This window comes from Paenibacillus sp. HGF5, from assembly GCF_000204455.1.
In the GTDB taxonomy this organism is placed as follows: domain Bacteria; phylum Bacillota; class Bacilli; order Paenibacillales; family Paenibacillaceae; genus Paenibacillus_AQ; species Paenibacillus_AQ lautus_A.
Genome location: NZ_AEXS01000083.1, coordinates 38,829 through 65,575 on the forward strand (window position 1 = coordinate 38,829; position 26,747 = coordinate 65,575).

Sequence of the window (26,747 nt, forward strand, 5' to 3'; positions counted from 1 at the left end):
TTTCTTTCAATTGCTGCTCTCTTCGGGTCCAAGCAAATCCAGTCTCAACGGTGTAAACGTATCCAAAAGAGCGGATGGCTCAAGTGCCTTCACGCCATGCTCCGCTCCACCGGGAATGACGATGGTGTCTCCCTGGCGTACAAGGGTTGTCTCGCCGTTGATATAGAATTCAATGGCTCCCTTCAGGCAATAACTCATCTGCTCATGGGGATGACTGTGGAGTGCCCCTTCCGCTCCTGCTTCAAAGTGAACCTCCATCATCATCAGACCGGCACCAGGTTTAAATACCTTCCTCGTCACTCCAGGCTCCGCTTGCTCCCAAACCCCGATCTCCGCCATCCTCGTTCTCCTCTCCTGTGCCAAGCGGCTTATTTTCGCGCCATCGATTCTTCCGTAAACGACCTTTCTACTTCTTCGGCGAAGAGCATGGATTTTCCTATGGCCATCACCAAAAAAATTGAAATGTCCGCACGAAGATGGAACTTTCTTAATGAGAAGGTCCTTGCCTTCAAACCCGCAACTATATATCTGCAGCTGCCCGAAGATTGGAGAACGCGGAATCGGTCGTACCCAGCTTTCGCTCCTGCAGCCCGCCCAGCTCCCGCAGCGAATAGCGGATCAGAATCGCCTGGGTTCCCGCATTCATATCCCCCTCTATCTCTCCTTTGCCCAGCGGAACCGCCTCCGGCATGTCGGGATAATACTCTCCGGGCTTCACCTGGGCCACATTCGGCGCCGGCGGGGAATGATCGATTTCCCGTGAAAATCCGCCGTCCGCGCGTTTGAGACGCGCCATATTCTGCAAGGTGATTTCCGCGATGATCCGAACATCCTCCTCCGGGATGCGCAGCTTCATCGATGTCAGGAGACTGATCGGGTTCCGGATATAACACATATCAACGGCCTTCTCGCTTTGCATCGCACGCATCAACGAATGGTATATTTCCGATATCCGCGGCAAGGGAGCTTGAAACCGATTATAGAACGTCAGCAGCTTGAAGGTTCCCGATATTCGGACATAAGGCGTGCCTTCGCCCCACAGCCCCGTCGCCGGATCTTGTAAACTCGCAAAATACGACAGCGCCTCACGCAAAAACGGCTCCCTCTCATCCTGCGGCATTTGGGATAAATAAGGGGCTGAATTACACAGACGATCGCAGCCGCGCCAGCTGTTCACCAGACTGATCGAGCGCAGCCACTCCGCGTATTCCTCGGGAGAGCGGCAGTATGCCGGAGCCATATGCCGATTGCCCGGCAGCGGGTGCAAGGGGGCTGCACCCAACTTGCGGAGTGCTCCCACGCTGTACCCAAGCGCTCGTCCCACCATCACATCGTCTGTTCTCATATTGGGATCGGCATCATAAAAGTAACCCGTCGCGGGGTCTTGTTTGGACTGAAAAAACCGCACGAGCCCCGCCTTGATGCCATCGGACAGTCTTTGCAGAAGCCCGCATCGCTCGATAATGCCCAATGCCTGCGCGGTCGACTCGATGTCCGGAACGAACGCCTCGGAATCCCGTGAACTGCGGGCATAATAGAAACCGCCGGAAGCCGCGTCGTATTGCCCCTCGAGCCATTCGAAGAAGCCTTCAAACAGCCTGTCGCCGCCTGCCAGAATATCCTCTAACCGCTGTGCCATTTCTACCCCTTCTTTCAGCTGCTTATGACGTTATATGAAAAATTCCGAAAAATCACCCTGCCTTTACCGATGGCATCCAATCCGACGCGGAGACTCTGAAATCCGCCAAACGTGTTATGATGGAACCCTGAAACATCCGCGACCTTGTCGTACCGGATCCACTGCGTCCCCTCGAAGCTGTAATAGAACGAAACGATATGCGCATCGTTAACCAACCGCAGAAATGCCCTGCGAGTATGGTTCGGCATCGTGCCGTATCCCTTGAATGACCGGAAATGCCGGACTCCGCGCTCGTTGACTCCCATGCCGAGATATGCCGCATCGTTGTAATAGAGCAGCAGTCGGCCCTCCGCCGGACCCTCCACGATAATCTCGACCTCTGCTGAGTAACGCTTATGGCCCGCCATGTAGAGCAGCGGAGAAGCTTTGGCTTCCTCGGGTGCTGCTTCGGCTGCCAACTCATGATTCCCCGGACGGAACCGGGTGGAAGGCTCCACGCCTTCGCACTGCCAATGAAGGCCCAGTTCAGATCCGGCAAAGGTATCCCTGAATGAAACGCTTTGATTCACCACATTGATTTCTTCTTTGTCATGCGGCCTATCATGCCGGTCAAGCCTCTCAGGGTCTTCCGCAGCATGAAACCACCCGTCCGAGGTCCATTCGATGGGTTCGAGCAACGTCTGCCGACCGAGCGAATGAAATCCGCCCGCATATGCATGGTAGACCATCCACCACTGGCCGTCAGGACTGTCGATCAGCGAGGCATGTCCCTTGGACCACCAGGGCTCCTCCCTGGATTCCGTATGAACGACCGGGTTGTAAGGCGAATGCTCCCACGGCCCCCATGGCGTTCGGGATCTCGACGATACGGCCATATGGCTTGTAGGCGGTCCTGCCGTCCCTCCGACAGCTACCGTCAGATAATAATATCCGTCGCGAACGGTCATCTTCGGCCCTTCCAGGCTGTATGCCTCTACGACCCAATCCTCCGGATACCGCCAGCCGTTATACACATGCCTTACTTCGCCGGCGACCGCGAGCCCGTCTGCCGTAAGCTCTACAAAATCACCGCCCGACATATGCAAATAACGCTTTCCGTCCGGTCCTGCCGTATGCCCCGGATCAATTCCCTTGATCCCCAGATTGATCGGCTTGCTCCAAGGTCCCGCCGGACTGGATGCCGTAACGACCCAATTCGTCCGCCCTGCCGGATAATAGATATAATACCTCCCGTTATGCGCGACGAAATCCGGCGCCCACACATCCCCCTCGTAATGGGGCAGTGCGGCCCCGACCCGGCTCCAATTCAGCAAATCACGCGAATGCCAGATGACGAGCCCGGGCGTCAACTTGTAGGATGAATGCGTCATGTAATAATCCTCGCCGACCCGGATGACAGACGGGTCCGCATAATTGCCGGCCATGATCGGTGCATGCCGTTTCTTTTCCAACACGCTCCTTCGCCCCCCTCTATCCCTTGATGGATCCCAGCAGCGCGCCCTTCGCAAAATGCTTCTGCAGGAACGGATACACGCACAGTATCGGCAGCGTGGCAATGACGATGACCGCCATTTTCACCGTCTGCTCCGGCGGCCGGACGAATTCGTCCATGCCGGACGTATCGGCCGTCAAGCCGCTGGCAAGAATGACGATCTGCCGCAGGATGACCTGCACAGGCCACTTGGCCGCGTCATTCAGGTACAGAATCGCCGACATATACGTATTCCAGTAGGTTACCGCATAAAAGAGCGATATCGTTGCAATGGCAGGCATCGACAGCGGAATCACGATTCGGAACAGGATGCCCCAATCGCCGGCCCCGTCGATTTTTGCGGATTCCTCCAGCCCCTCGGGCAGGTTCTGAAAAAAGTTTCGCATGATGATGAGGTTGAAGGCATTGATCGCCGTCGGGACAATCAAGGCCGCATACGTATCGATGAGCCCCATCTCCTTCACCACGAGGAACGTCGGTATCATCCCCCCGCTGAAGAGCATCGTGAACAAGACCATGAACATGATGAAATTTCGGCCATCCAGATCCCTGCGCGACAGCCCGTAGGCCATCAGGCAGGTTAACAGCATGCTGAACAAAGTGCCCAGGAAGGTTACTCCAACTGAAACGCCTAGCGAACGAAAAACCGTATTGGTCGAAAACACGTACTTGTAAGCGTCAAGGGACCATACGGTCGGAAACAGGACGAACTGCTTCTGCGCCAGCTCCGTCACCGTCGTGAACGATCCGGCGATGACGTGAAGGAAAGGCAGAATGGTAACGAGGCCGATGATCGACAGCAGCGTGTAGTTCACGATATCGAAGATTCGGCTCGATATCGTTTTATCTTGTACCATAACGGTCCACCTTTCTCATAATTAATAGATGCCTTCTTCTCCGGCCTTTTTGGCCAGCCAATTGGCCAGCATCACCAGAATGAGACCGATCAGCGATTTAAAGAACCCGACCGCCGTGCTGAAGCTGAACTGTCCTTGCTTCAGACCCGCGGTGTACACATACGTATCGAAAATCTCCGCAACATCCCGATTCATCGAGTTTAAGAGGAGATAGATATGTTCGAACCCAAGCTCCAGCACGTCGCCGATTTTCAAAATCAATAAAACGACGATCACGCTTCGAATCGAAGGGAGCGTGATATGCCACATTTGCCGAAAGCGGCTGGCCCCGTCAATTCGGGACGCTTCGTATAAACCCGGATCGATCGCGGCCATGGCGGCCAAATAAATGATGGTCCCCCAGCCGGCCTCACGCCAGATGATCTGCAGGACATACATCGGCCTGAACCAATCGCTGCTCATCAGGAAATTGATTTTTTCGAATCCGGCCATAACCAGCAGCTCATTGATAATGCCGCGATCCATCGAGAGCATGACAAACGAAATGGATACGATGATGACCCACGACATGAAATGGGGAATGTACACCAGCGTCTGGATAAAGCGTTTAAAGACTTCGCGCCGGACCTCGTTGAGCATTAAGGCAAGAATGATCGGCACGGGGAAATAAAATGCCAGGTTCAAGAAAAACAGCAGCAGCGTGTTGCCTAATATCGTGAAGAACATCGGCTCGGTAAACAGCCGCTCAAAATGCTTGAGCCCCACCCAGGGGCTGCCCGTTACGCCGAGATAAGCCTGATAATCCTGGAAGGCTATGATCAGTCCCGACATCGGGATGTATTTAAAGATCAGGAAGTATAAAAATCCCGGAAGTATCATGAGATAGATCGCCCGGTTTTTAACGATTCTTCTCATTCGACCGGACTCCGGTATTGTGGGGGCGTCCTTGCGCATCCCGGTCTTCACTGCGGTTTCGCTCATGATCTCAGACTTCCTTTCTGCCCCGAAGCCTGCCTGAGACTGCAGCATTGCAGTCTCAGGCCGTTCGGGATGCTGGCATGTTCGTTATTTGGAAGATTCGTAGGAAACGTTGAACTCATCGATGATTTGCTGACCGCCGCTCTTAAGCCAGTTGTCCACGACGGCCTGGAATCCTGCTTCGTCGAGATCGCCGAGCATGAACCGATACGTGCCGTCCTTGATCATCTCCTGCAGCTGCACGCCCTTTTCGTTAAACGTCTTGGAGTCCAGGGAAGCCGAAGGATCCTCTATGAGATAATCATTGTTCTCCACGATCATTTCCTCGGCCTTCGCTTTAACAGGAAGCATATGCTTCGGCTCATAGAATCCTTCGATCGTTAACGGCCCGCCCACCTGCATCGCTTGATAAGGCTTCACTTCACGATCGGTCAGCTTGGTGTCCTCCGAAGGAACGACCTTGCCTTCCTCCAGCTGGTGGTGCTGTCCTTCCACTCCCCAATAGATCAGGTTGCCGAGCTCAGGGCTCATCAGCTGATCCATGAAGGCAAGCACTCCTTTCAGTTCTTCCTCCGATTTGATGGCTGTTTTCGGAAAGAGTATCACCGAGCCGTAGCCGGGAACCGACCAGATTCCAAAGCCGTTCGGTCCTCCCTCGATTTTATTCTGAACATCGAGCTCCGCATCCGGATTCACTTCGACGACCTTGGGATGCAGGCTGGATACGTCCCCCATCGCTCCGATATAAACGCCCGATTTGCCGGTAATAAACAAATTTTGCTGATCGGTTTTGCTGGTAACCGGGAAATCCTGATTGATCAACCCTTCCTGATGAAGTTTCTTGAAGAATTTCATCGTCTCCATATATTCGGGGAACATGAACTCGGGAGCCAGCTTGCCGTCCTTCTCGCCCCAGTTATTCGGTGTCCCGAGCCATGAGCTTATCGTTTTGAATGCCCCATAGATCAGATCGTTCCGGTCCGTCAACGGAATGGTGTCGTCTTGGCCGTTGCCGTCAGGATCCTTTTCCTTGAACTGCTTCAGCATATTATAGAACTCGTCAATATTGGTCGGAGCGCTGAGCCCAAGCTTGTCGGCCCAATCCTTGCGATAAATGATGCCTTGGCGCGACAAAGGCACTTCACGGTATAACGCATAGATTTTGCCGTCCACCGCCGTGTTTTTTAACACATCGGGTTTCAGCTTGCTGAGGTTCGGGTATTGATCCAGCAGCGGCCCGATTTCCCAGAATTGCCCGTTGCGGATCGCGTCCCGCATATTCACTAGCGAAGCGGCATTCTTCAGATATGTCACCTGCGGCAGCGTTCCGGTTGCGAAGGATGCATTGACCTTTTCGTCGTAAGTGCCGTCCGGCACCCACTGAATGTCAAGCTTGGTGCCCGTTTTCTCTTCCAGCAGCTTCTCAATCATGTCGGAAGGAACTTCAGGGGTGTGGAGGTTGGCCATGATCGAGATGGCAACCGGTTCGCTTGGTTTCTCGCCTTGCGCCTGACCTCCATTTGTGCTGCTGCCGGTTGCTGCAGGGGCGGAGCCGCCGCCACAGCCCGCCAATACGGATAAAGCGGTTACAATTGCCAGGATGGTACTGGCTTTTTTCTTCTTCATCATCTGACCTCCGTTATAATTGGGTTAGGGACTGACAAGAAACAGCTTAGATGACGGAAGCTCGGTGCGTATATAATCCTTCGATTGGATATGGGGAGTTCGGCCGTGCCCGGCATAAGGAGCCGGGGGAATCAAATCTAATGATTACATAGGCAATGGGATCACCAGGCAAGGTAACAACAAAAAAACCGCCGGGGAAATCCATCCCCTAGCGGTATTCCTCATGCAGATACGGTCCCACCGTGCTTCGATACGAAGCATCATATTCCTCGATAATCTGGCTTCCCCCTTCTTCAAGCCAACGGTCGATCTCCGCCTGGAACCCCTTCTCATCGATCATTCCCAGCATGAATTGATAGGTGGCGTCACGCATGCGTTCATTCAATCGGACGCCGATCTCGTTATACAGCGGAGATTCCAGCGGTGCGGTAGGATCATAGATGAGGAAGCTTTCATTATCATAAATCAGCCGCTCGGCTTTATCCTTGACCTTATTCGTGTTAACCGGCTCCAGCATGCCCGGTATGGTGCTGAAGCTTCCGGCCATCAAAGCCTGGTAAGGCTTTACGTCCTTCTCCCTCAGCTCAAAAGCATCCACCGCCACCGCTTTGCCATCCTGTACGGTATAGTGGGTGCCCTCGATTCCCCAATACATCAGGTTCGCAAGCTCGGGACTCATTAGCGCATCGTAGAAGGAGAGCACATTCTTCAATTCCTCTTCCGTGGCGATCGCGGACTTCGGAAACAAGATGACCGTTCCGTATCCCTGGGATGCCCATATCCCGAACCCTTCCGGCCCGCGTACCCGATTCTGAACATCGAGTACGGCCTCAGGGTCATTCGCCAGCAGCCGTGACTGCAGAGACAGGACGTCCCCCATCGCGCCGATATAGACCCCGGCTTTCCCCGTAATGAACAGCTCCTGCTGGTCCGTCTTGCTGGTAATCGGAAAATCTTCATTCACCAGTCCTTCGCTATGCAGCTTCTTGAAAAATCTCATCGTTTCCATATACTGCGGAAAGACGAATTCCGGCTGCAACGAATCGTTGTACCATCCCCAATGATTCGGCGTTCCGTAATACGAGCTGATCGTCTTGAAAGCCCCGTAAATCAAGTCGTTGCGGTCCGTCAAGCCGATGGTATCATCGATGCCGTTGTTGTCCGGATCGTTATATGTAAACCCTTTCAGCATTTCGTATAAATCGTCAAGCGTTTCCGGCGCCGGAAGCCCCAGCCGATCCGCCCAATCCTTCCGGTAAATGATGCCCGAGCGGGCCAAGGCACGCTCCTGATACAGGCTGTATAGCTTCCCGTCAATAGCGGTATTCCTTAAAACCTCGGGCTTCAATCGCTTTAAATTCGGATAACCGTCAAGATACGGGCCGATTTCCCAGAACAGCCCGCTCCGTATCTCATCCCTGAAGTAGGACAGGGATGCGGCATTCTTGAGATACAGGACTTGCGGCAAGGTTCCTGTCGCAAGCGCTGCAAACACTTTTTCATCATAACTGCCGTCCGGCACCCACTGGATGTCCAGCTGAACGCCCGTTTTTTCCTCGATCTCTTTCTCGATCCGATCGGATGGAATCTCGGTGGTGTGCAGGTTGGCCATCATCGAAATGCGGGTACTGCGATCAAAAGACGCATTTCCGCCATCCGCCCCCCACGAGCGGGCCATGGTGATGCAAGCAGCCGATACCAATAGGATAGCGAGCGTAAGCATAACATAGTTTGACAGACGGGTCATCAATCCGTTCTACCTCCGTTCCCCCATGTTTCTTGCAGATCCCAAGTGACTGAGACGATCATATCATATGTACATCTTTTTTCATGACAAACCAGGATGATCAAATCCAGTGATTATTCATTTTGAAATGATTATTGAATGTAACGGGGGTTGCCCATACAATGATTATACACTTTGTTAAACAGGAAGGTGTACCTATTGCATCCAAAAAGTAGCTTTTATTCTAAAATGGTCCTGTTCGGCTGCTTCATCAGCATCATTCCTCTTGCGGCCCTCGGCTTCTTCTCGTTCATGAAATCATCCACCTCCGTGCAAAACCATGTCAACAGCAGCAACATCCAGATCATGAATCAAACGAACAGCAATCTTGAACAGGTGCTGAGGACCGTAGACTATACACTGAATTACGTCATCAATTCCAACATGCTGCAAAGCGCCTTGTATCGTCCCCTGTCCTATTATGACTTCCAGTTGTATAACAAACTGAGAGAAGAGATGAGTCTGCTGCAGTCTCCCGAAACCAAAGTAACGGACGTCATTCTTGCGAATGCGACAAGCAACTGGCTGATCAATAACCGGGGCATGTACGAATTTAATGAATACGCTTCCAAAGGGACGCTCCTGAAGCTTCTCGAGCTGCAAGGAAACTCCAATTGGATGATGCTGGAGACCGAATCCCTCGGCTCCAGCGATACGCTCAGTTATGCCTGCCCTTATACGATCGCCCTTGTGAAGAAAATGCCGCTCTCCTCTTCCAGCGCCCGGGGCGTCGCGCTTGCCACCATTCCCAGCTGCAGTCTTGCCGCCATGATGGACAGCCCTTCCGAATCCCGGGAGGTCATGGTGCTGGACCACAATTACCGGATCGTTGTGCATCCGGAGCAAAGGAAACTGGGACTATATCTGACCGATACCGGGTATGCGGAGGCGGAGCTGGACCATTTTGACAGCAAATCGGGGCAGTTCGAGACGAAGATCGACAACAGGCAAGTGTCGGTGACGTACGTCCGTTCCGATTTTAACGGCTGGCTGTATGCCTCCTTCACCGAAATGTCCGCCATCACGAAGGAGTCCCGTTCCATCGGCTGGTTCACGCTGTATATCTGCCTGCTGATGATCGGTTTCAGCGTCCTGATTGTATGGCTTGGAACGCGGAAGATGTATACGCCCATCCGTCACATTTTCGAAAATATCGTGGAGCGTCTCCCGGAAATCCAAGCGAACAAAAAGAGCGAGCTGCAAGTGATCGACGAACATATCCGGGATATGTTCAATTCGAATACCAAGCTCCGCAGCGAGCTTCGGCAGACGAGCCAGCAGGTGCGCACCTTTTTCCTCCATAAACTGTTCCTGGGCAAGATCAATCCGCCCGAAGTGATGGAACAGATCGAGATGTTCGGCTTCAAGGAGCAAGTATCCGCATGGGAACAGCTGGCGGTCTTCACCCTCCAGATCGACATGCTGGACGAAACCCGCTATGAACGCAAAGACCGGGATTTGCTGCTGTTTGCCGTCAACAATATTATTGAGGAGATGATCCCCTCCTCCCACCGGCTCCCCTCCGTCATTATCGATCTTACGCAGGTTACGCTCATCGGACGAGGCGGCATTACGCCTGAGGCATTCAACGATTATGTGTATACCCTATCGGAGGAAATCCAGAAGACGACGCGAAATTTCCTGGACCTGGAGGTCAGCATCGGCATCAGCCTGCCTTACGACAACCTGTCCAAAACGTCGCGCGCCTACCAGGAAGGGCTTGAAGCCCTGAAACACCGCATCAAGCTGGGAACCGGCGTCATCGTCCCTTATTTCAGCCTGAACTCCGGCAAGCATACCCGGGTCTATTTCTACCCGATGCAGGTGGAGAACGAGCTGATCGATGCCATCAAGCTGGCTGACGAGGAACGGGCCGTGGAGCTTCTGAGGCAGTGGCTGGACGAGGTGTTTCGCAAGGACCGGACGCCGCATGAGTATCAAATCTCGCTCATCCGACTGTTGAATGATCTGATGATTGTGATGCAGGAGAACGGGATCATGCTGGAGCAGCTCGACATCCGGGACAGCTCCCTCGTGGAGGAGCTTCTTCGGCTCTACACCAATCCCGATATCGAGAGCTGGTTCAAATCGCGGATCATCCGGCCGATGGTGAGTGTTTTCCGGGATCGCCAGGACTCTCAATACCAGAATCTCTCCGAGCAGATGATCGAGATGATCCGCAAGGAATTCGACCGCAACATTACGCTTGAGGAATGTGCTTCGCGCCTCCATTACAACAATTTTTATCTAAGCAGCGTGTTCAAGAAAGAAACCAACATGTCCTTCAGCGAATACCTGTCCCAATACCGCTTCAAGATGTCCAAGAAGTGGCTTGTCGAAACCGATATGCCCATTAAGGATATTGCAGAGAAGCTGAGTTACAACAATTCGCAGAACTTTATCCGGTCCTTCCGCAAGCTGGAGGGGATGACGCCCGGGCAATATCGCAGCAAATACAAAACCGGATCATAAGCCTTGTAAAACGGCATCAGATTACCAAAAAAGGTCACCTGTGTCCCGTACTTTTCTTGAGGATGAGCATCTACAATTAGAATAGTCACTTTTTGTGCTGATTGTTGATCATTTACGAAACCATCCCAAAAGGAGAATCTGTGCCATGATACGAGAAATGCAGGCCGATATCGTCATTCTCGGCGGCGGGACAGGAGGAACAGCCGCTGCGCTTGCCGCCGCCAAATCAGGAAAATCCGTCATCATGACCGAGGAAACGACTTGGATCGGGGGACAGCTGACCAGCCAGGCGGTTCCGCCCGACGAGCATCCGTGGATTGAATCCTTTGGCTGCACGCGCAGCTACCGGCAGTTCCGCGAAGGCGTCCGCCAGTACTATCGCGATAATTTTCCCATGACGCCAAAGGCCAGATCCAACGTGCAGCTGAATCCCGGCAGCGGCATCGTCAGCCGGCTATGCCATGAGCCCCGCACGGCTCTCGCCGTGCTGCACCAAATGCTGGCCCCGTACATTCACAGCGGGCGGCTGACGATCCTGTATCAATATGCGGCGGAGTCTGCCGACGTTTCAGGGGATCGCGTGGACAGCGTAACCGTGCGTCATCTTGAAACCGAGGATCAAATCGTCCTCCGCGCCCCGTTCTTCGTGGATGCCACCGAGCTAGGGGATCTGCTTCCGCTGGCAGGCATCGAATATGTCACCGGTGCGGAGTCCAAATCCCAGACAGGGGAGCCGCATGCCGTCGACGGCGATCCGCTGCCGCAGGACATGCAGGGCTTTACGTATTGTTTTGCCGTCGACTATCTGGAGGGTGAAGACCATACGATTGAGAAGCCCGCGCTTTATGATTTTTGGCGGGAGTATAAACCCGATTTCTGGCCGGATAAGCTGTTAAGACTGAGCGCCGTCAAGCCGTCGACGAATGAGCCGGTCGAGTATGAGATTTTCCCGGGAAACGGCAAGTTCCCGCTTTATCAATACCGTCAAATCCTGGACCCGAAGCATTTTGCCGAAGGTACGTTCGACAGTTCGGTGTCGCTTGTGAACTGGCCGCAGAACGACTACTGGCTGGGTTCCATTATCGATGTGCCGAAGGAAGAGGCCGACCATCATATTGATCAAGCCAAACAGCTCAGCTTGTCCCTGCTGTACTGGCTTCAAACCGAGGTGCCCCGGCCGGATGGCGGACAGGGTTATCCCGGACTGCGTCTGCGTCCCGATGTGGTTGGAACGGAAGACGGAATGGCCATGTACCCTTACATCCGTGAGTCCAGAAGAATTCAGGCCGAGTTCACGGTCCTGGAGCAGCATGTGGCAACCGAATCGCGCCCTGACGGCGTTGCCGAAACGTTCCACGATTCCGTCGGCATCGGCTGTTACCGGATCGATTTGCACCCGAGCACGGGTGAGCGTCCTTACATTGATATCTCTTCCCTGCCATTCCAAATTCCGCTGGGCAGCTTAATACCGAAGCGGATGAAGAATGTGCTGGCTGCCAGCAAGAACATCGGGGTCACCCACATTACGAACGGCTGCTACCGGCTGCATCCCGTAGAATGGAACATCGGCGAGGCCGCCGGATACTGCATCAGCCACTGCCTGGATCATGACATTCTGCCGACGGATGTTCGGAACGACGAAGATAGACTCGCCAGCTTCCAGCAAAAGCTCGTAAGCGAAGGCATCGAGCTGGCATGGCCGGCACTCCGGCCCGTCTGATTCGCCGCCGCTATAGAACCGCTGCAAAAACCAGCTCAAGGACAACGTCCTGAGCTGGTTTTGGTATTTCCTTCCCGTTCATAACTCATCAGCCGTTACGTATTGAATCTGCTCGGGGAAATGGCGGTCCATGCTGCACACCGACAGCTTGTACCCTTCTTCCAGCGCATACTGCTTAAAATAGTAGGTTCCTCCGTTCTCTCCAACCACGGGTGCCCACTCCCATTCACCGCCTTGCCGCTCCATTACAAAAGAATCCAACGGCAAATGCAGGCCTTTGCCAACGGCCTTGATGTAGCTTTCTTTTAGCGTCCATAAATCAAAGAAGCGGAAAAGCCGTTCGGATGGAGGGCAGTTGAGCAGCGCGTTAAACTCGGTTTTATGGAAATAGCGTTTGGCGATATCCATATCGATGTTCTCCATTTTCTCGACGTCGATCCCGAGCGGCTCATAGCCGACGGCGCACACGACCCACTGCCCGGAATGGGAGACGTTAAAATGCAGGTTATCATGATCCTTCAAGAATGGTTTGCCGTAAGCGTTTCTGATGATTTCCATATTCATCCGTTCCCGTCCCAGCTTATCCCGAAGCATGCGATGGACCAAGGCATCGCCAAGCACCGAACGCTGGTAATCGCTCGCCCTTCTGAACTTGGACACATACTCCTGTCGGTCAGGGGACAGCGTCTGGAATAAGGCCCGAAACGTTTCGTCGCGGATATGATCCGAATTCCGGATCGCGTAGACCTCCACAGCGCTAGGCTGATTCTCATTAAAAGTGCCCATAACTCCGCCCTTTCTCTAAACATAGTCCCGTGTTCACTTCGATATGTACGTTCCGTTCCCCTGCTTCTTTCCGCCATCCTGCTGCCTTTTCCTCATATACGGGGGAAGGAATGATCATTGACAACGGAAAGACCACCCTACCATAATGGATAAAAATATCGTTTAAATGAAGGTGGGGGTACGATTGGACACGCAATCAGTTTTGGATCAAGCGGTGGACTTGTTTACGGAGGAGCTTGGCAGCCATTTGGTCGGCGTTTACTTGCATGGTTCCTTGGCTATGGGCTGTTTCAACCCGGAAGCAAGCGACGTGGATCTGCTGGTCGTGGCAGCAAGGCAGCCGTCCCGGGAACAATTGAGGCGGCTTGCCAACAAACTCATAGCCCTCCACGATGGAATGGCCAATCAGCAGGGATTGGAACTGAGCCTGGTCCTGGAGTCCAGTCTCCGGGAGCTCGTTTATCCGCCACCATTCGAATTCCACTACTCCGCCTTCCATCGCGAGAGGTATCTGGCCGATGACGATTACCTATGCGGCGGATTCCAAGACGCGGACCTGGCCGCCCATTATACCGTGATCTATCATCGGGGCATTGCACTGTACGGCAAACCCGTTCGCGAGGTCTTCCCGCCCGTGGACCGTTCCTATTACGTCCAAGCCGTCCTCGAGGATGTAGAGAGTGCGGTACAGGATATTACCGCCTCTCCTGTGTATTACACGCTGAACCTTTGCCGGGTGCTGTACTATCTGAGGGAAGGCGTGGTGTCCTCCAAAAAAGAAGGAGGCGAATGGGGGCTTCGCGCACTTCCCTCGCAGTATCACCCGATGATCGAGCATGCCTTGCATCAATATAGCGGCGGAGCCGGGAAACCCACGGAATCCGCGCCGGATGGACTCGTCGCGTTTGCCGGCGACATGCTGGAGCGAATCCGAAAGGCATTATGATTGACGAGGATGCTCACCATGACTTAAATCCAAAAGGTGCTTAATACAATCACCAACAGGATAAACAATACCAGAACAATGCCTACCGAAGATCCGTATCCGCCGCCGTAGCAGCATTTGTCGTAGCTCATCGATATAAACCTCCTTGTGTGATGGTATGGTACAGTTTATGTAAACGGATGCCCTTAGACAGGGCATTTCGGCAATGATGATCAGAATGTGCATTAGTCCAATATCCATGGCATGCCATGCCTTCTGAACGCACGAAACAGGATTCCGTACATCCGCTTACCTCCTATTTATTGGAACCTTGTACAGATTCCTGCGTATTATTTACTTTAAGATGCTGATCTCATTCTGAAGCGAGGTGCTTAATATGAAAAAATTCAGGTTTGGAAGATCCCGTATAGAAAACTGGGCAAGCATCGTTACCCTCATATCTGATACCGTGTTATATATCCCGCGACTGATGATGAAGCTATTCAACTGATGGCTGGGTCAATAGCCGCAGCGATGCACTAATACCCCACTTAGATTTAGAAAGTCTATTATAGTCTACGCTCAAACAGGGGGGAAACGGTTGAAGCTTATACTCAAACTGTATTCGGAGTATTTAATTATCCCGCGTCCTTTTCGTTTATTGATTCTGTGGGGTTGGATCATATTATTTATGGCTGTTGGAATTAGATTGAATTGGTTCTTCTAACTCACTTATACTGAACGACTTATAATTTGGAGAGTTTCTTATGGATAAATTAACGATCATATTGGTTAAGTTTCTGACCGTTGTTATTTTCATCCTTCTATTTATCGGGGTTTTCTTGCTCGGGAGATTCGTCGGTAACGCAACTCCTTGGTATGTAACAACCTCCTTACTGATACTGTTGATTGTTAGATGGGTTTACTTAAGAATAAAAAATAATCACTAACGATACGGATCGATAATAATCTATCCGTATTTAATAGGTCGTTACTTTATGGGCGACTCCCTGGTACATAACAAAGACCCGTTCGATAGGATCGAACGGGTCTTTGGCTTTAACGATTAATGAATTCTGCCATTTGCAGCATTCTGGTTAATACGACCGCTCCTTCAGCACGGGTGGAATGTGCCTTTGGAACGAACTTGTCAGAAGAACGCCCCTCCATCAGACCTGAATGGACGATGGCCGACACGGCCTCTTCGGACCAGGATCCGATGCGGTCACGATCCTTGAACCCTTCCAATATGGAGCCGGAGTCTCCTGTCTCAAGATCCTTGCCGGCAAGCATCAGCGCCCGAAGCAGCAAGACACTCATCTGCTCACGGGTAATCTCCTCGTCCGGACGGAATGTGCCATTGCTGAAGCCTTCGATCAGCCCATTCTCCACAGCCGTAGCGACAGCGGACGCAAACCAATCGTTTGCCTTCACGTCCTGGAAGCCCGTGTCGGCTCCCTGATCCTTCAACCCGAGCGCACGGACGAGCATCGCCGTGAACTGCGCTCTCGTGATCGGCTCGTTCGGACCAAAACGCGTATCGCTCAGTCCTTCAATCAATTTTTTCGAGGCCAGCAGCGATACGTCCTCGCGGGCCCAATGACTGCTTAAATCCTCAAATGTCTTCGCGTGGGAGACAACGGAATAAACCCCGCTCTCCCTCCATTTGAACTCCGCTTGGGAGGTACCGTTCGATGTGCGAATGAGCGCCGGTACGAAGACCAGCTTGCCGGATGCCGGATCCATCCGCAGCACCGTCGTTTGGGATGGACTGGCGACACGGGATAGAACCTTCGTAAACTTAGCGTAAGGTCCTTTCAGTGCCGAAAGTGTCGACAACTTGTCACCTTGCTTCCACGCCAAGGTTATGGCAAGCGGTGCATCCAGCATGGAGGCTCCATCCTCCAGTGCTGCCTTCATCCGGTCTTCTTCTTCTTTCGAAGCAAACCCTACGCGGATCTGCAAGCTTTCCGCCGTCCCTCGCTGCTGCATGGCTTCCGTCAGCGACTGGAGCGGAATTTCCAATCGGCCTTGGGAGGATTCCATCACGATGGAGCCCCCCGGCAGGTCTTTCACGGCAGCGCTCAGCCCTTGAACCGGCAAGTGAAGAACGACGGAATCCGAAGCGTCAGTTACCTTATACGTAAGCAAGCGTGAAGCCGCCGGCAGCTTGCTAAGCCGTGCCACATCATCGAGCAAAGACTTCTCGTTTGCATCCGCTATGATGACCGTCCTGCCGTCCGGTGCCGTCTCTTTCTTGATGTTCAAGCGCTCGGGTTCGGTCGGTTTTGGAGGTGGCGGCGGCGTTCCTCCACCCGGTGAACCGGATCCTCCGCCCGGAGTTCCCGGATCGGATCCGCCGTCTCCCGTAGAAGTCCTGATGACCTCAAACGTCTTGCTGTTTGTTTTGAAGTTGTCAACGAATACGTCCACGGTGATCGAATTGGCGCCCGTTTGCAGCGGCACGTTCGCTGTAAATTCACCTTTGGCCGACAGGGTCGCATCGGCACCGTTCACCTTCACGGCCGCTTGGCCGGGTCCGAGAACTTCGACCAGCCCTGTCAACGCAAGCTGGCTGGCGCGCGTTTCCTTGCCTTCATCGTCCATCAGCCCGCTTAATACGGCCGAACGAACCTGCTCGCCCGTATTGTAAGCATTGGCCACGAGCTGGCGGAGCGTTCTTGTGCCTGACGGATCCAGAGCGGTTATGACAAAACCTCCCGCAGGTATGACGCTGTTATTCTCTTCCGGGGCTCCCCAGCTCCAGTTGATCGCTTGGTTCCGGTTGACTACGCGCGTCACGTGACCCGTGTTATCCACCACCACTTCAACCCCGAAGCGGTTCGTGCCCGTAGAGTATCCGAAGGCTTCCGTCATCACGTTAACGTTGCCCTCGATCCGGTTGATGTTATAGAAATTGCCTTCAAGGAACGAATCCGGGCTTCCCGGCAAGCTCATGCCGAGCTGGTAGTCCTTCACCCACTCCTTATCTTGGAGAGCGGCAGCCGCGATCGGCCAGTTGACCTGGGATGCATCAAACAGCATCAGGCCGTTCGTGGACTTCAGCCCCGCCTGGAATACTTCGCGCTGGACGGCCGGCGCCTGCACGTTGTTCATGGCAATGCCTGCATAAAGCGGAATTTCCCCGTTCGTTACGATATTCCCAAGCGTAATGTATTTCTGGATTTCCTGACTGGTCGTTTGATAAGCCCCGATCATCAGAAAATCCAAATACTCGATGTATCCGGTTTGGTAATATTCCTCCGTATACACCGACTCGTCCGGCATGCCGAGTGCGGGATTGAACCGGAAGTTCTTGCTGCCCCAGTTGACGCCGTTTAGATAATACGTCTCATACCAGGATCCTACATAAGAGGATACCTCGATCTTTCTGCCTTCTGAGACTTCATAGGAATCCACCAGCGCCTTCACTTCGCCGAAGAAGCTCTGAATCGTGCCCGAGCGGAATTCCCACCAGTCCTGAATCAGCGGGCCGTATACCCTTACATTGTTTTCATAGGAGAAGATATCGTTTGGCCAATTGACAAGCTGCTTGCCCCGGGCCTGCAAAAACTGCTCGAACTTCACGCGGGTTTCGTCGCTGAAATCGGCCCCTTCGTTGTCATACCGGCTGCGGTCATGTACAACCCCGTCCACGTCGTAATTCTTGATGATTTCCTCGAACGTTCTAAGCTGGTAATCGCGGACCTCGTCATTGGACGGGTTGACGAAAGCTACCAGGCCCTGCTTTTTGCTTTCGCGCAGACGCTTGATCTCGCCGTTGTTTTCAGGGAAATACACGCGTTCTTCCCAGTCGAGGTGGTCGTTCAGTACCGCATACTCGTTATGGGCGATCGATCCTTCGGCAAACACGTTGATCGCCGCATGGATCTCTAATCCCAGGGCATGGCCATGGTCAATGAACTCCTGCAGCAGGTCCAGATCCGGACTTGCCCCCGCCTTTTCGGGTGCCTTGATCTCGCTGACGTAAGGTCTGCCCGTCAAATCGTTCTTTTTGTACGAAACATAGCCTTCAACGCCCTTCACGTCAAACGCGACCGACGTCACGCCCGTTTCCTTGGCTTTTTGCAGAAATGCCAAAACATCCTCGCTGGTTTTGAACTTTCTCGCATTGGATGCCTGGTCCACCCAGAGAATGACTTCTTTTTCCGGAGAAAAACCAGGTCTGGCAAACACGGCCAAATGACGCACATCCTGCTCGATGTCATTCTTCATCACTTTCACTTCGATATAGTTGGTGCCGTTCGTTAACGTATAATTATGAGTGAAGGTGCCATCCGCTTCAAACGGAATCTCGTTCCCGTTCACCAGCAGCTTGATCGCCGCAACATCGTCTATGTTGTCGATGCGCCCCGTGATGGCGGTGCTGCCTTCCGTTACGGTGTACATCGTCTGGTTATCCAGCGTGAGCCGTGCAATGAGGCCGTTGCCGCTCATGATGTCGCGTACCTGAACCACTTCCCCGTTCTTGCGCAGCTTGATCATGTCGCCGACCTTAAAGTTCTCGGCCAAATACCGCTTGATGTTGTTGCCTGCATAGCTGTTGTCCTGTGCCATCAGCACATAACCGCCTTCGGGAATTTCAAGATCGGTCGGTCCGGTCCAAACCGGGGGCTTGCCGTTGATCGAAGGATTGACCACCAGCAATACGCGGTTGTTGGCATCCACCTGCACGGCCACATTAGTCTGGGGAATCGTGATGGAGCTGCCGTAATCCCTCGTAAATACCGCCACGATGTTCGGCACGCCCGTGACATCCTTATCGACGTAATCCAGCTTCTTGCGCGGACCTTCGATGTCGATCGTAATATCCTTCGGTGCCGCCTCGACTTCAATATAATCCTGGTTCTCGATCGGTTCGTACACGATGTTCAGCGTTTGAACGGCCAATTCGCCGTCTCCCTTAAACAGCTTTACCTCAGCCGCGTTCGGGCCCGGCTCCAAATACACATTCGTGCGGAACACCCCATCCGCCGTAAGCGCCGTTTCATCGCCATTGACGGTCACGCTTAAATCCAGGTCCGCGGCATAGTTCGCCACAAAACCCGCAATCTCCATGACCGGGATATCCACAGTCGCATCGTTTGGCGTAAGCAGATGCAGCTCCGGCGGCAGCGGATCCGGCCCAGGCCCCGGCTGATCCGGCAGGAAATCGGCTGCTTTCACTTCGACGCCCGCGCGCATCAGCTTCACCGAATCTCCTGTTTGGTTTTGATTAAAGAGAGGCTTTTGATAAGCGGATTGCTCCCACGGAAGCGTCCCGCCTGCCACGACAACATAACCGCCGGCCGGAATCGGCAGCAGCGTGCCCGGATCCCAGGCAGCCGGAGGATCGGCGTCCGGTCCGAGAATGTCCAGCACTTGACCGCCGGCATCCACCGAGACCGCGACATGTAGCGTGGGAACCCATACCTCATCGGTGTACACGGAGCCCGTAACCGAAGCACCGCTCGTGTACAGCGCCAAGTAGTCATTTTGGCTCTTCAGCGCGTCGCCTGCCACGTTGATATCCGTGAATTCCAGACTGTTTCCGCCTTGGGAGACCAGCGTAACCGGCTCGGGAACCGCGCTTTGAGCCGGGGGAATTTCGTTATCCGCGAACGCGGAAGAACCAATCGGCACGATGAGCGATACGATCAGCGACAAACTGAGGAGCAGCGCGATCCGCCTGCGAAATAAACGATACATCAAGGAATACCACCCTTCTTTTATTCAGAATGAACGATCACGTGAATATAAATTCAACAGTCACCCCCTTTACGAATTTTGAAAAAGCAGCTGCTTGCGCAGACTGCTTTTTCGTTTAGGTCATTTACTTCGTGGATTGAAACCATTCATTTGCTGCGGCCACCATATCAGCTCCACCTTCGGCTCTCCATTGAGCCAAGAATTGATCGTAAGCATCAATCGGCTTCGCTCCGGAAATGAATTGCAGCACATTGTCATCGAGCATGGTCGTCAACTTCAGCAGGTTTTTGGATACGGCTTCAATCGGCGGTGCCGTTGACATCGGATCCACAACGATGATGCCTTCGGCATTCTTCTGGAAGGCTTCGAAATGCGCTTGCAGAATCGGATCTTTACGTACGCGTGCCTGCCAGTAGATCGGGTATTTCTCTTCGTCTACCCCTGTCAGGAAGCTGCTTGCATTACTCAATTCATCATTGAAAATCGGCAGAATCGGATAGTATTTTTCGTCTTTCACTTCATAGTGGACCCCTTCTTTACCCAGCGCGATGCCTTTGAAGGTCTCCGGCTCCATCTTCGCGTTCAGGAATTCCATGGCGGCTTCCTTGTTCTTCGAGGATTTCAGGATGGCTACATACCAAGTGGTATTCGCTTTCGCTCCGACCACGGCTTTGCCGTCCTTGCCTTTCAGATAAGGAATGATGGACGTTTTGGCTTCCGGGAAGTTTTTCTCCAATGCGGCAATCGTCGTGCCTGCGTTCCACCATGCCAGCTTATACATCGCCGCATTGCCGCCCGAGAATTTCTCGATGGACTTTTGTGCGGTATTGATCGGCGTTTCGGTGTCCAGCAGACCCTCTTTGTACAGTTTGTTCATAAAGGTGATGTATTCTTTCATTTCCGGCTGCTCGGCACGATGCACCAGCTTGCCGTCAACCTCTTTCCAATCGGTCAAAATGCCGAATGTCGTTGCGATATCACCATACAGGGAGTCCTTGCTCATGGTGAGCGGAATGACTTTTTTCTTCTCTTTAATCGTTTTGAGCACGTTGTACAGCTCATCGGCGGTCGTAGGCGTAGCCAGCCCCAATTCATCCATCCAATCCTGTCTGACCACAAGCTCTTCCCCGATGCTTACGCCCGCGCCGGTTTCAGGAATGCCGTAGATCTTGCCGTCGATTGTTGCACTGCCGAAGGATTCTTGTTTAATGGACTGTTTAATATAGTTGCCGTGGGATTCCAACAGCTCATCGATCGGCTCGAGCGCTCCCGCAGAGGCCAGATTGTAGAACTGGGCCGCATTCAATTTCACCAGATCATAGTTATCTTTGCTGGACACGAGCAGGTTCAGCTTCTCGTCCGCGTTCTCGGCCGGCAGCAGCTCGTATTCCACGTTGAATCCGGTTCTTTCCTGGATGTACTTGGCCACGTATTCGGTCTTCGGATCAAACAATCCATATTGCATGATCATGCGCAGACCCGGTTTTTCAGCCGTTGTGTCTTTGTTTCCCTCGTCTTTCGGGGTGCTTGCCGGTGTGTCCGATGGCTGAGCCGCCGGCGTGTTCGTCGTGCCGCCTCCCCCGCCGCCGCATCCGGACAGCGCCAGCGTGAATCCGAGAATCCCGGCCAGTACCGCGGATTTTTTAATCTTGATCATGGATAACCCTCCTTGTGATTGAGAAATTCAATGAATTCTGCCAGCTGAGCAATACGAAGCGCATCACCACCTTTAAGATAACCCCACAAAGTGGGGCCTTGCTCCGAAGTCCATTCAGGTACTCTGCGGGGACCCCGGAAATTATAACTTCTATAATGTTAAGAAAAACGTCTATCAACGTACTCTCAAAGAAGACAGACCGCGTGAAGCGGTAGTTTTTCTTGCGATACCAGGCTGCAGATCCTCCAAAGTTTATACTTACTGATATCTTCAGAAAACCTGATGACCTTAACCTTTAACCGAACCCACCAGCACGCCTTTGACAAAATACTTTTGCAGGAACGGATACACCAGCAAAATCGGGATCGTTGCCAGCAGGATCGAGGAAGCTTGTATGGACTGCGGCGTTGCGTTGATCGCGGCGTCGACATTGTCCTTCAGGAAATCCCCGCTGGACGAAACCAGCAGTTCCTTCAGGTACAGCTGCATCGGTTTGATCGCCGGATCGGTAATGTAGATCATCGCTGCAAAATAGTCGTTCCAGAAAGCAACCGCGAAGAACAATCCGATCGTTGCCATGACGGGGAGCGAGAGCGGCACGATGACCGAAACCAAAATGCGGATGTTCCCCGCGCCGTCCAGCTTGGCGGATTCCTCCAGCTCATCCGGAAGACCTTCGAAATAGTTTTTGATGATCAGCATGTTGTACACGTTCACCATCGCCGGCAGGAACAACACCGGGAAGGAGTTCACCAGATTCAAATTCTGCATGAGCAGGTAAGTCGGAATCAGTCCGCCGCTGAAGAGCATCGTGAATACGAAGATCAACAGAAGGCCTTTCCGTCCGCGCAGCCGGTATTTGGACAACGGATAAGCCGTCAGCGTGGTCAAAAACAAGCTGCAAGCCGTTCCGACGATCGTCAGAAAGATGGACACCTTGAGCGAATTCAAGAACATGGAATCCTGCAGCACGTACTTGTACGTTTCGAATTGAACCCCGACCGGGAGCAGCCCAACCTGACCCGATATGACGGCTCCCTCGCTGCTCAGGGATTTCGCGATCAGGTTCATGAAAGGCAGCAGGGTCGTTAAACCCATCACGATGAAGAACGTATAATTAAATACCGAGAAGCATTTTTCCGAGAACGACGTTTTGATGACACCTCGGGTGGTGTTTGTTCCTTCCAAAGCTTTTTTGTGATCCATTTGTGCCACCCTTTCTTTACCAGATCCCGCGCTGTAAGTATTTTCTGCTCATGGCATTGCCGAGAATGACCAACGTGAACGATATCACCGCTTCGAACAAGCCGACCGCGGTCGAGAAGCTATAGTCCTGGTTCCCTAAGCCTTGCCGGTAAACATAGGTACCAATGACATCCGACACCTGGTACACCACCGGGTTGTACATGACCAGAATCTGCTCGGTTCCCGCTTCCAGCACATTCCCTAGCCGCAGGATAAACATCAGGACAATGATTGGAGCAATCCCCGGCAGCGTGATGTGCCACAGCTGCTTCCAGCGTCCGGCACCGTCAATCTTCGCCGCTTCATACAGCATCGGATCGATCATTGTAAACGCTGCCAAATATACGATGGTGCTCCAGCCCGTTTCCTTCCAGCCCGCCGACGTGATCAGCACGCTCCGGAACACGCTGTTATCCAGGAAGAACGCAATCTGCTCCATGCCGAGAGACACCAGCAATTTGTTGACGATTCCTCCATTCGTCGAGAGCAAGTCGATAAACAATCCGCCAACGATGACCCAGGACAAGAAATGCGGAAGATAGATGACGGTTTGCACCGTGCGTTTAAATACCATATGCCTCAGCTCATTGAGCATCAGTGCGATAATGATAGGGAGCGGAAACAAGATCACGATTTTCAGGAAGCTGATGATGACCGTATTTTTGAATACCTGAGCAAAATCCGGCGACGTGAACAGCTTCTCGAAATGCTTCCATCCTACCCACGGGCTGTCGGCAAATCCGGTGAAGATGTTGAAATCCTTAAATGCGATCGTGATCCCGTACATCGGCGTGTACTTGAACAGTAAAATGAACAAAATGCCCGGCACGAGCAGCAGATAAAGATCCCACTCTTTCCATATATCGGACCCTAAACGCCCCCAATACCCTCGTTTTGGCTTCATCTCTCTATGCGGTGCGGGCGATGGTTCTAACGTGGGTTTCATCGACTCGTCTCCCCCTTTCTATTGATTCAATCTCCTTGGTTACTACAAATTGTAATTCCCTGCGCCGGGACTGAGTAGGCGAGGATCATTACTATTTATGGTAATATGATGTTGTGTTGGGGCACGGACGTCAGTAATTATGCCATGGGGCTGCGGTGGGTGTTTCATGGGATGTTAACTTGTGATGATCGGCGAACCGTTGCCATCGAAATTCGTAACTGGAATTCAAAGCATTTGCTTTCAAAACCCTAGGAGCTTTTGAACCAACATCAAAAAAAGAGGGTTGTTCATCACTCCGCATGCGGATTGTTCTTCCGATCCCTGTTACCCCCGGATTTCATCCGAATGGATAGACAATGTGGAAATCCGGTGATAAAGGGGACCGCTGCCGCTTCTCCAGAACAATTCCGCCTGCTCCGTTGAAGCTGATTCAATCGTGGTGTTGGCATTCGAAATACGGCAATGCCGTGCTTCGTCGCCAAGCGAGGCCACCTCTGCTCTGCGCCGAGCGTGGCCTCCCTAGCCCCAACCATTCTGCGCGGGTGATTACTTCCGCCCTGCCGATGGTTGGGGCTGGGGGTAAACGCAAACGAGCCGCTCGGGATATTGGCCCCGAACGGCTCGTTTGCTTGGTTTATGTAACTGCGCACGCACTGCTGCGCTGCGTTTTGCCCCCTCCCCCATCCTAATAGGGGGAGGGTGGGGGACCCACGCGGACCAGCGGAGCGGATGAATCGATTCCAGAAAAGCGAAGCGGTCGCCCGAAAGTTTTCCAACGGAAAACTCGCATCGAAAGCATTGACTGGAGCCGAATTTCTTCCGCTGTCATCATTATTCCAGGAAATTTGGCGACAACAGCGATTGGAGGAACGATACGGCCGCGCAGCGGGCTTTCAGATGTGGGCAGCAGTGCCGTACGGCCTCTCCCATATTCTTATCCCTTGAACTCCCCCGGATTCACGCCCCAATACTTCCGAAACACCTTGGTGAAGTAACTGACATCGCGGTATCCGACCAGCCGGGCGGCGTCGTACACCTTGAGTCCGTCCTGCAGCAGCGACTTGGCCCGCTCCATTTTGCGTTCCAGCACGTAAGCGGAGAAGACGACCCCCATTTCCTGCTTGAACAGCCGGCTGAGGTAGGAAGAATTCACGTAAAGCCGGTCCGCTACCGTGTGCAGTGTAATTTCCTGGTCCATCTCCTCCTCGAGCAAGTTCAGAATGTCCTTTACCACCTGATTGCTTGTCGTTTTCCGCTGTTCGCCCATAAACGTGATGATATGCTTTACCGTTCGCTCCAGGAGCGACCAGGTTTGCATTTTGGTGCTCAGCAGCTTGACGTTGTGGAAATATTCGATATCGTCGCCGACGACTCTTTTTACCGTCCAGCCCTGCTTCTGGATCATGCGGGTAAAGAAGCTGTTCATGTAAAGCACCGCCTCCTGGAATTCGTCCGAGGATTCCGACCTCGAGAAGGCTTCCTCCCATAATCCCTTCAGCGCCTCCAGCGCCTTCGTTTCATCCGCCGTTTCCAGTGCGATCTCCAGCGTCTTCTCCAGGTTCTGCTGCACGATCACGCCCTGAATATCCCGCTGGAGCTGCTCCCGGTAAGGAATCGCGAGGTCGTGTCCATACACGACGCGCTCCTGAAGCGCCCGGCAAGCCTGCGCATACAAGAGGCTCATCTCCTCGATCGTCCCGATGGATGCACAGATGCCGGCGCTGGCCGTTATCTTCAGCACCTCCCTCGTTTGGGAGAGGAGCTTGGATACGTCCGCATTCAGCCGCAGCATGGCTTCTTTGGCATCCTGGCTTTCCTCCAGGATCAAGACCATCAGGAGCATATTGCCTGAATCCGACGTGATCCAGAGCGATGGATGGGACAGCAGCTCCTTGGCCAGGCACTGCATCGTAAACTGCAGCAGCTCGACATCCCCCCGCTGAAAGCGGGTCTCGCTCTCCGGCAGGGGGTCCAGATCCACCACGGCGACGGCGAAACGGTCATTTTCCTTCAATGAAACATATAATTCCCTGCCCTTGTTAAGGACGTCCTGTTTTGTATATTTGCCGCTGACCCATTGGATAAAAAAGAGATTTTGCAAATGCGGCAGATTGTCCTTCCATTTCTGCTCCAAGGCCGCTTTACGCTGCCACTGCTCCAAGTCCTCCCGCAGCTGCTGCCTCGCTTCAAGCACCGCTTCGAGAATGTCTTCCTCGCCGGCGGGCTTCAATAAATATTTGGACACCCCATATTCCAGCGCCAGCTGCGCAAATTCGAAGTTGTCATGTCCGCTCAGGATGATCATTTTTGTCAATCGGCTGATGTCCTGCCGGCTTCGCAGCTCGCCGAGGAGCGTCAGCCCGTCCATTTCAGGCATCTGTACATCGATCAGCATAATATCGGGTTTTTTTCGGCCTACCAGCTCAAGGGCTTCGATGCCGTTGGACGCCATGCCCACGACTTCAATCCCATGCTTGTCCCACGGGATATTGTAAGCCAGTGCGTTGCGCAGCCGGGGTTCATCTTCCACGATCATGAGATTCATTCGGTTTGTTCCCCTTTCGAGCATCTCTATATAAGTGTCTATTACAGGTTAAATTCCTTGCAGCGCTCCAGCGGGATGGAAATCGTGACGGTGGTGCCTTCCCCTGCCACGCTGTGTACCGTCAGATCCGCTTCTCTGCCATAATACAGCTTCATTCGGCCAAGCACGTTCCGAAGACCGAACAGATCCTTCACATGCTCTTCATCCTGGGAAGACGCGGGTACGCTGCGCGAGCCCATCATCTCCAGCTCATGCTGGATGTAGCGCAGCCGCTCTTCGCTGATCCCGGGCCCGTTATCCTGTACGCTGATAATCACCATGTTCCCTTTTTCAATCCGGCTGGAGATGACCAGGCTCCCTCCGG

General features: G+C 53.1%; 18 protein-coding genes. 3 read left to right on the plus strand and 15 right to left on the minus strand.

The genetic code is table 11. From position 1 onward, the window contains the following. Positions 1-6: 6 nt before the first annotated feature. The 7 genes from HMPREF9412_RS13735 to HMPREF9412_RS13765 all read right to left on the minus strand — a co-directional run bounded on the left by HMPREF9412_RS13735 (position 7) and on the right by HMPREF9412_RS13765 (position 8,339). On the minus strand, positions 7-339 hold the full coding sequence (locus HMPREF9412_RS13735) for a cupin domain-containing protein (protein ID WP_009592192.1): 333 nt from the start codon (positions 337-339) through the stop codon (positions 7-9). Positions 340-520: 181 nt separating this feature from the next. After that, positions 521-1,639: a hypothetical protein gene (locus HMPREF9412_RS13740; protein ID WP_009592191.1), complete on the minus strand. Its 1,119-nt coding sequence runs from the start codon at positions 1,637-1,639 to the stop codon at positions 521-523. Between the two features lie 14 nt (positions 1,640-1,653). Further along, the gene (locus HMPREF9412_RS13745) at positions 1,654-3,063 is read right to left on the minus strand and encodes a family 43 glycosylhydrolase (protein WP_441295370.1); all 1,410 of its coding nucleotides are present in this window, start codon (positions 3,061-3,063) and stop codon (positions 1,654-1,656) included. Between the two features lie 46 nt (positions 3,064-3,109). After that, positions 3,110-3,988, minus strand: a complete 879-nt coding sequence (locus HMPREF9412_RS13750) for a carbohydrate ABC transporter permease (protein WP_009592190.1) — start codon at positions 3,986-3,988, stop codon at positions 3,110-3,112. A 21-nt stretch (positions 3,989-4,009) separates the two neighbouring features. Continuing rightward, positions 4,010-4,903 carry an ABC transporter permease gene (locus HMPREF9412_RS13755; RefSeq protein ID WP_397358998.1) on the minus strand — a complete coding sequence of 298 codons (894 nt, stop codon included), beginning with the start codon at positions 4,901-4,903 and terminating at the stop codon, positions 4,010-4,012. A 150-nt stretch (positions 4,904-5,053) separates the two neighbouring features. After that, positions 5,054-6,592 (minus strand): extracellular solute-binding protein, encoded by a 1,539-nt coding sequence (locus tag HMPREF9412_RS13760; RefSeq protein WP_036672196.1) that lies wholly within the window; start codon positions 6,590-6,592, stop codon positions 5,054-5,056. 208 nt (positions 6,593-6,800) lie between these two features. Next, entirely contained in the window at positions 6,801-8,339 is a 1,539-nt protein-coding gene (locus HMPREF9412_RS13765; RefSeq protein WP_036672198.1) for an extracellular solute-binding protein, read from the minus strand. Positions 8,340-8,537: 198 nt separating this feature from the next. Here HMPREF9412_RS13765 and HMPREF9412_RS13770 point away from each other — a divergent pair, with 198 nt between their 5' ends. Continuing rightward, positions 8,538-10,850, plus strand: coding sequence for an AraC family transcriptional regulator (locus HMPREF9412_RS13770; RefSeq protein ID WP_139083960.1), 2,313 nt, complete (start codon positions 8,538-8,540; stop codon positions 10,848-10,850). A gap of 145 nt (positions 10,851-10,995) precedes the next feature. After that, a complete protein-coding gene (locus tag HMPREF9412_RS13775; protein WP_009592161.1) occupies positions 10,996-12,570 on the plus strand; it encodes an FAD-dependent oxidoreductase in 1,575 nt (524 codons plus the stop codon). Between the two features lie 78 nt (positions 12,571-12,648). Here the strand turns inward: HMPREF9412_RS13775 and HMPREF9412_RS13780 are convergent, their stop codons facing one another. After that, positions 12,649-13,356 (minus strand): 4'-phosphopantetheinyl transferase family protein, encoded by a 708-nt coding sequence (locus HMPREF9412_RS13780; RefSeq protein ID WP_009592176.1) that lies wholly within the window; start codon positions 13,354-13,356, stop codon positions 12,649-12,651. A 184-nt stretch (positions 13,357-13,540) separates the two neighbouring features. On the opposite strand from HMPREF9412_RS13780, the gene HMPREF9412_RS13785 reads away from it, so the two are divergent. Continuing rightward, a complete protein-coding gene (locus tag HMPREF9412_RS13785; protein WP_009592171.1) occupies positions 13,541-14,302 on the plus strand; it encodes an aminoglycoside adenylyltransferase domain-containing protein in 762 nt (253 codons plus the stop codon). 23 nt (positions 14,303-14,325) lie between these two features. Here HMPREF9412_RS13785 and HMPREF9412_RS32550 read toward each other — a convergent pair whose 3' ends face one another. From HMPREF9412_RS32550 to HMPREF9412_RS13825, 7 genes are all read right to left on the minus strand, one after another. Continuing rightward, complete coding sequence (locus HMPREF9412_RS32550) at positions 14,326-14,433, minus strand: YjcZ family sporulation protein (RefSeq protein WP_139083963.1); 108 nt, start codon at positions 14,431-14,433, stop codon at positions 14,326-14,328. A gap of 907 nt (positions 14,434-15,340) precedes the next feature. Then, a complete protein-coding gene (locus HMPREF9412_RS13795) occupies positions 15,341-19,990 on the minus strand; it encodes an S-layer homology domain-containing protein (RefSeq protein WP_036672201.1) in 4,650 nt (1,549 codons plus the stop codon). Positions 19,991-20,114: 124 nt separating this feature from the next. Then, a complete protein-coding gene (locus tag HMPREF9412_RS13800; RefSeq protein ID WP_009592170.1) occupies positions 20,115-21,647 on the minus strand; it encodes an extracellular solute-binding protein in 1,533 nt (510 codons plus the stop codon). 288 nt (positions 21,648-21,935) lie between these two features. Continuing rightward, complete coding sequence (locus HMPREF9412_RS13805) at positions 21,936-22,853, minus strand: carbohydrate ABC transporter permease (protein WP_009592167.1); 918 nt, start codon at positions 22,851-22,853, stop codon at positions 21,936-21,938. A gap of 16 nt (positions 22,854-22,869) precedes the next feature. After that, positions 22,870-23,838: an ABC transporter permease gene (locus HMPREF9412_RS13810; RefSeq protein ID WP_050802821.1), complete on the minus strand. Its 969-nt coding sequence runs from the start codon at positions 23,836-23,838 to the stop codon at positions 22,870-22,872. A gap of 934 nt (positions 23,839-24,772) precedes the next feature. Beyond that, positions 24,773-26,383, minus strand: a complete 1,611-nt coding sequence (locus tag HMPREF9412_RS13820; protein WP_009592150.1) for a response regulator transcription factor — start codon at positions 26,381-26,383, stop codon at positions 24,773-24,775. A gap of 41 nt (positions 26,384-26,424) precedes the next feature. After that, on the minus strand, positions 26,425-26,747 hold a 323-nt coding region (locus HMPREF9412_RS13825), incomplete at its 5' end, for a sensor histidine kinase (protein ID WP_009592206.1).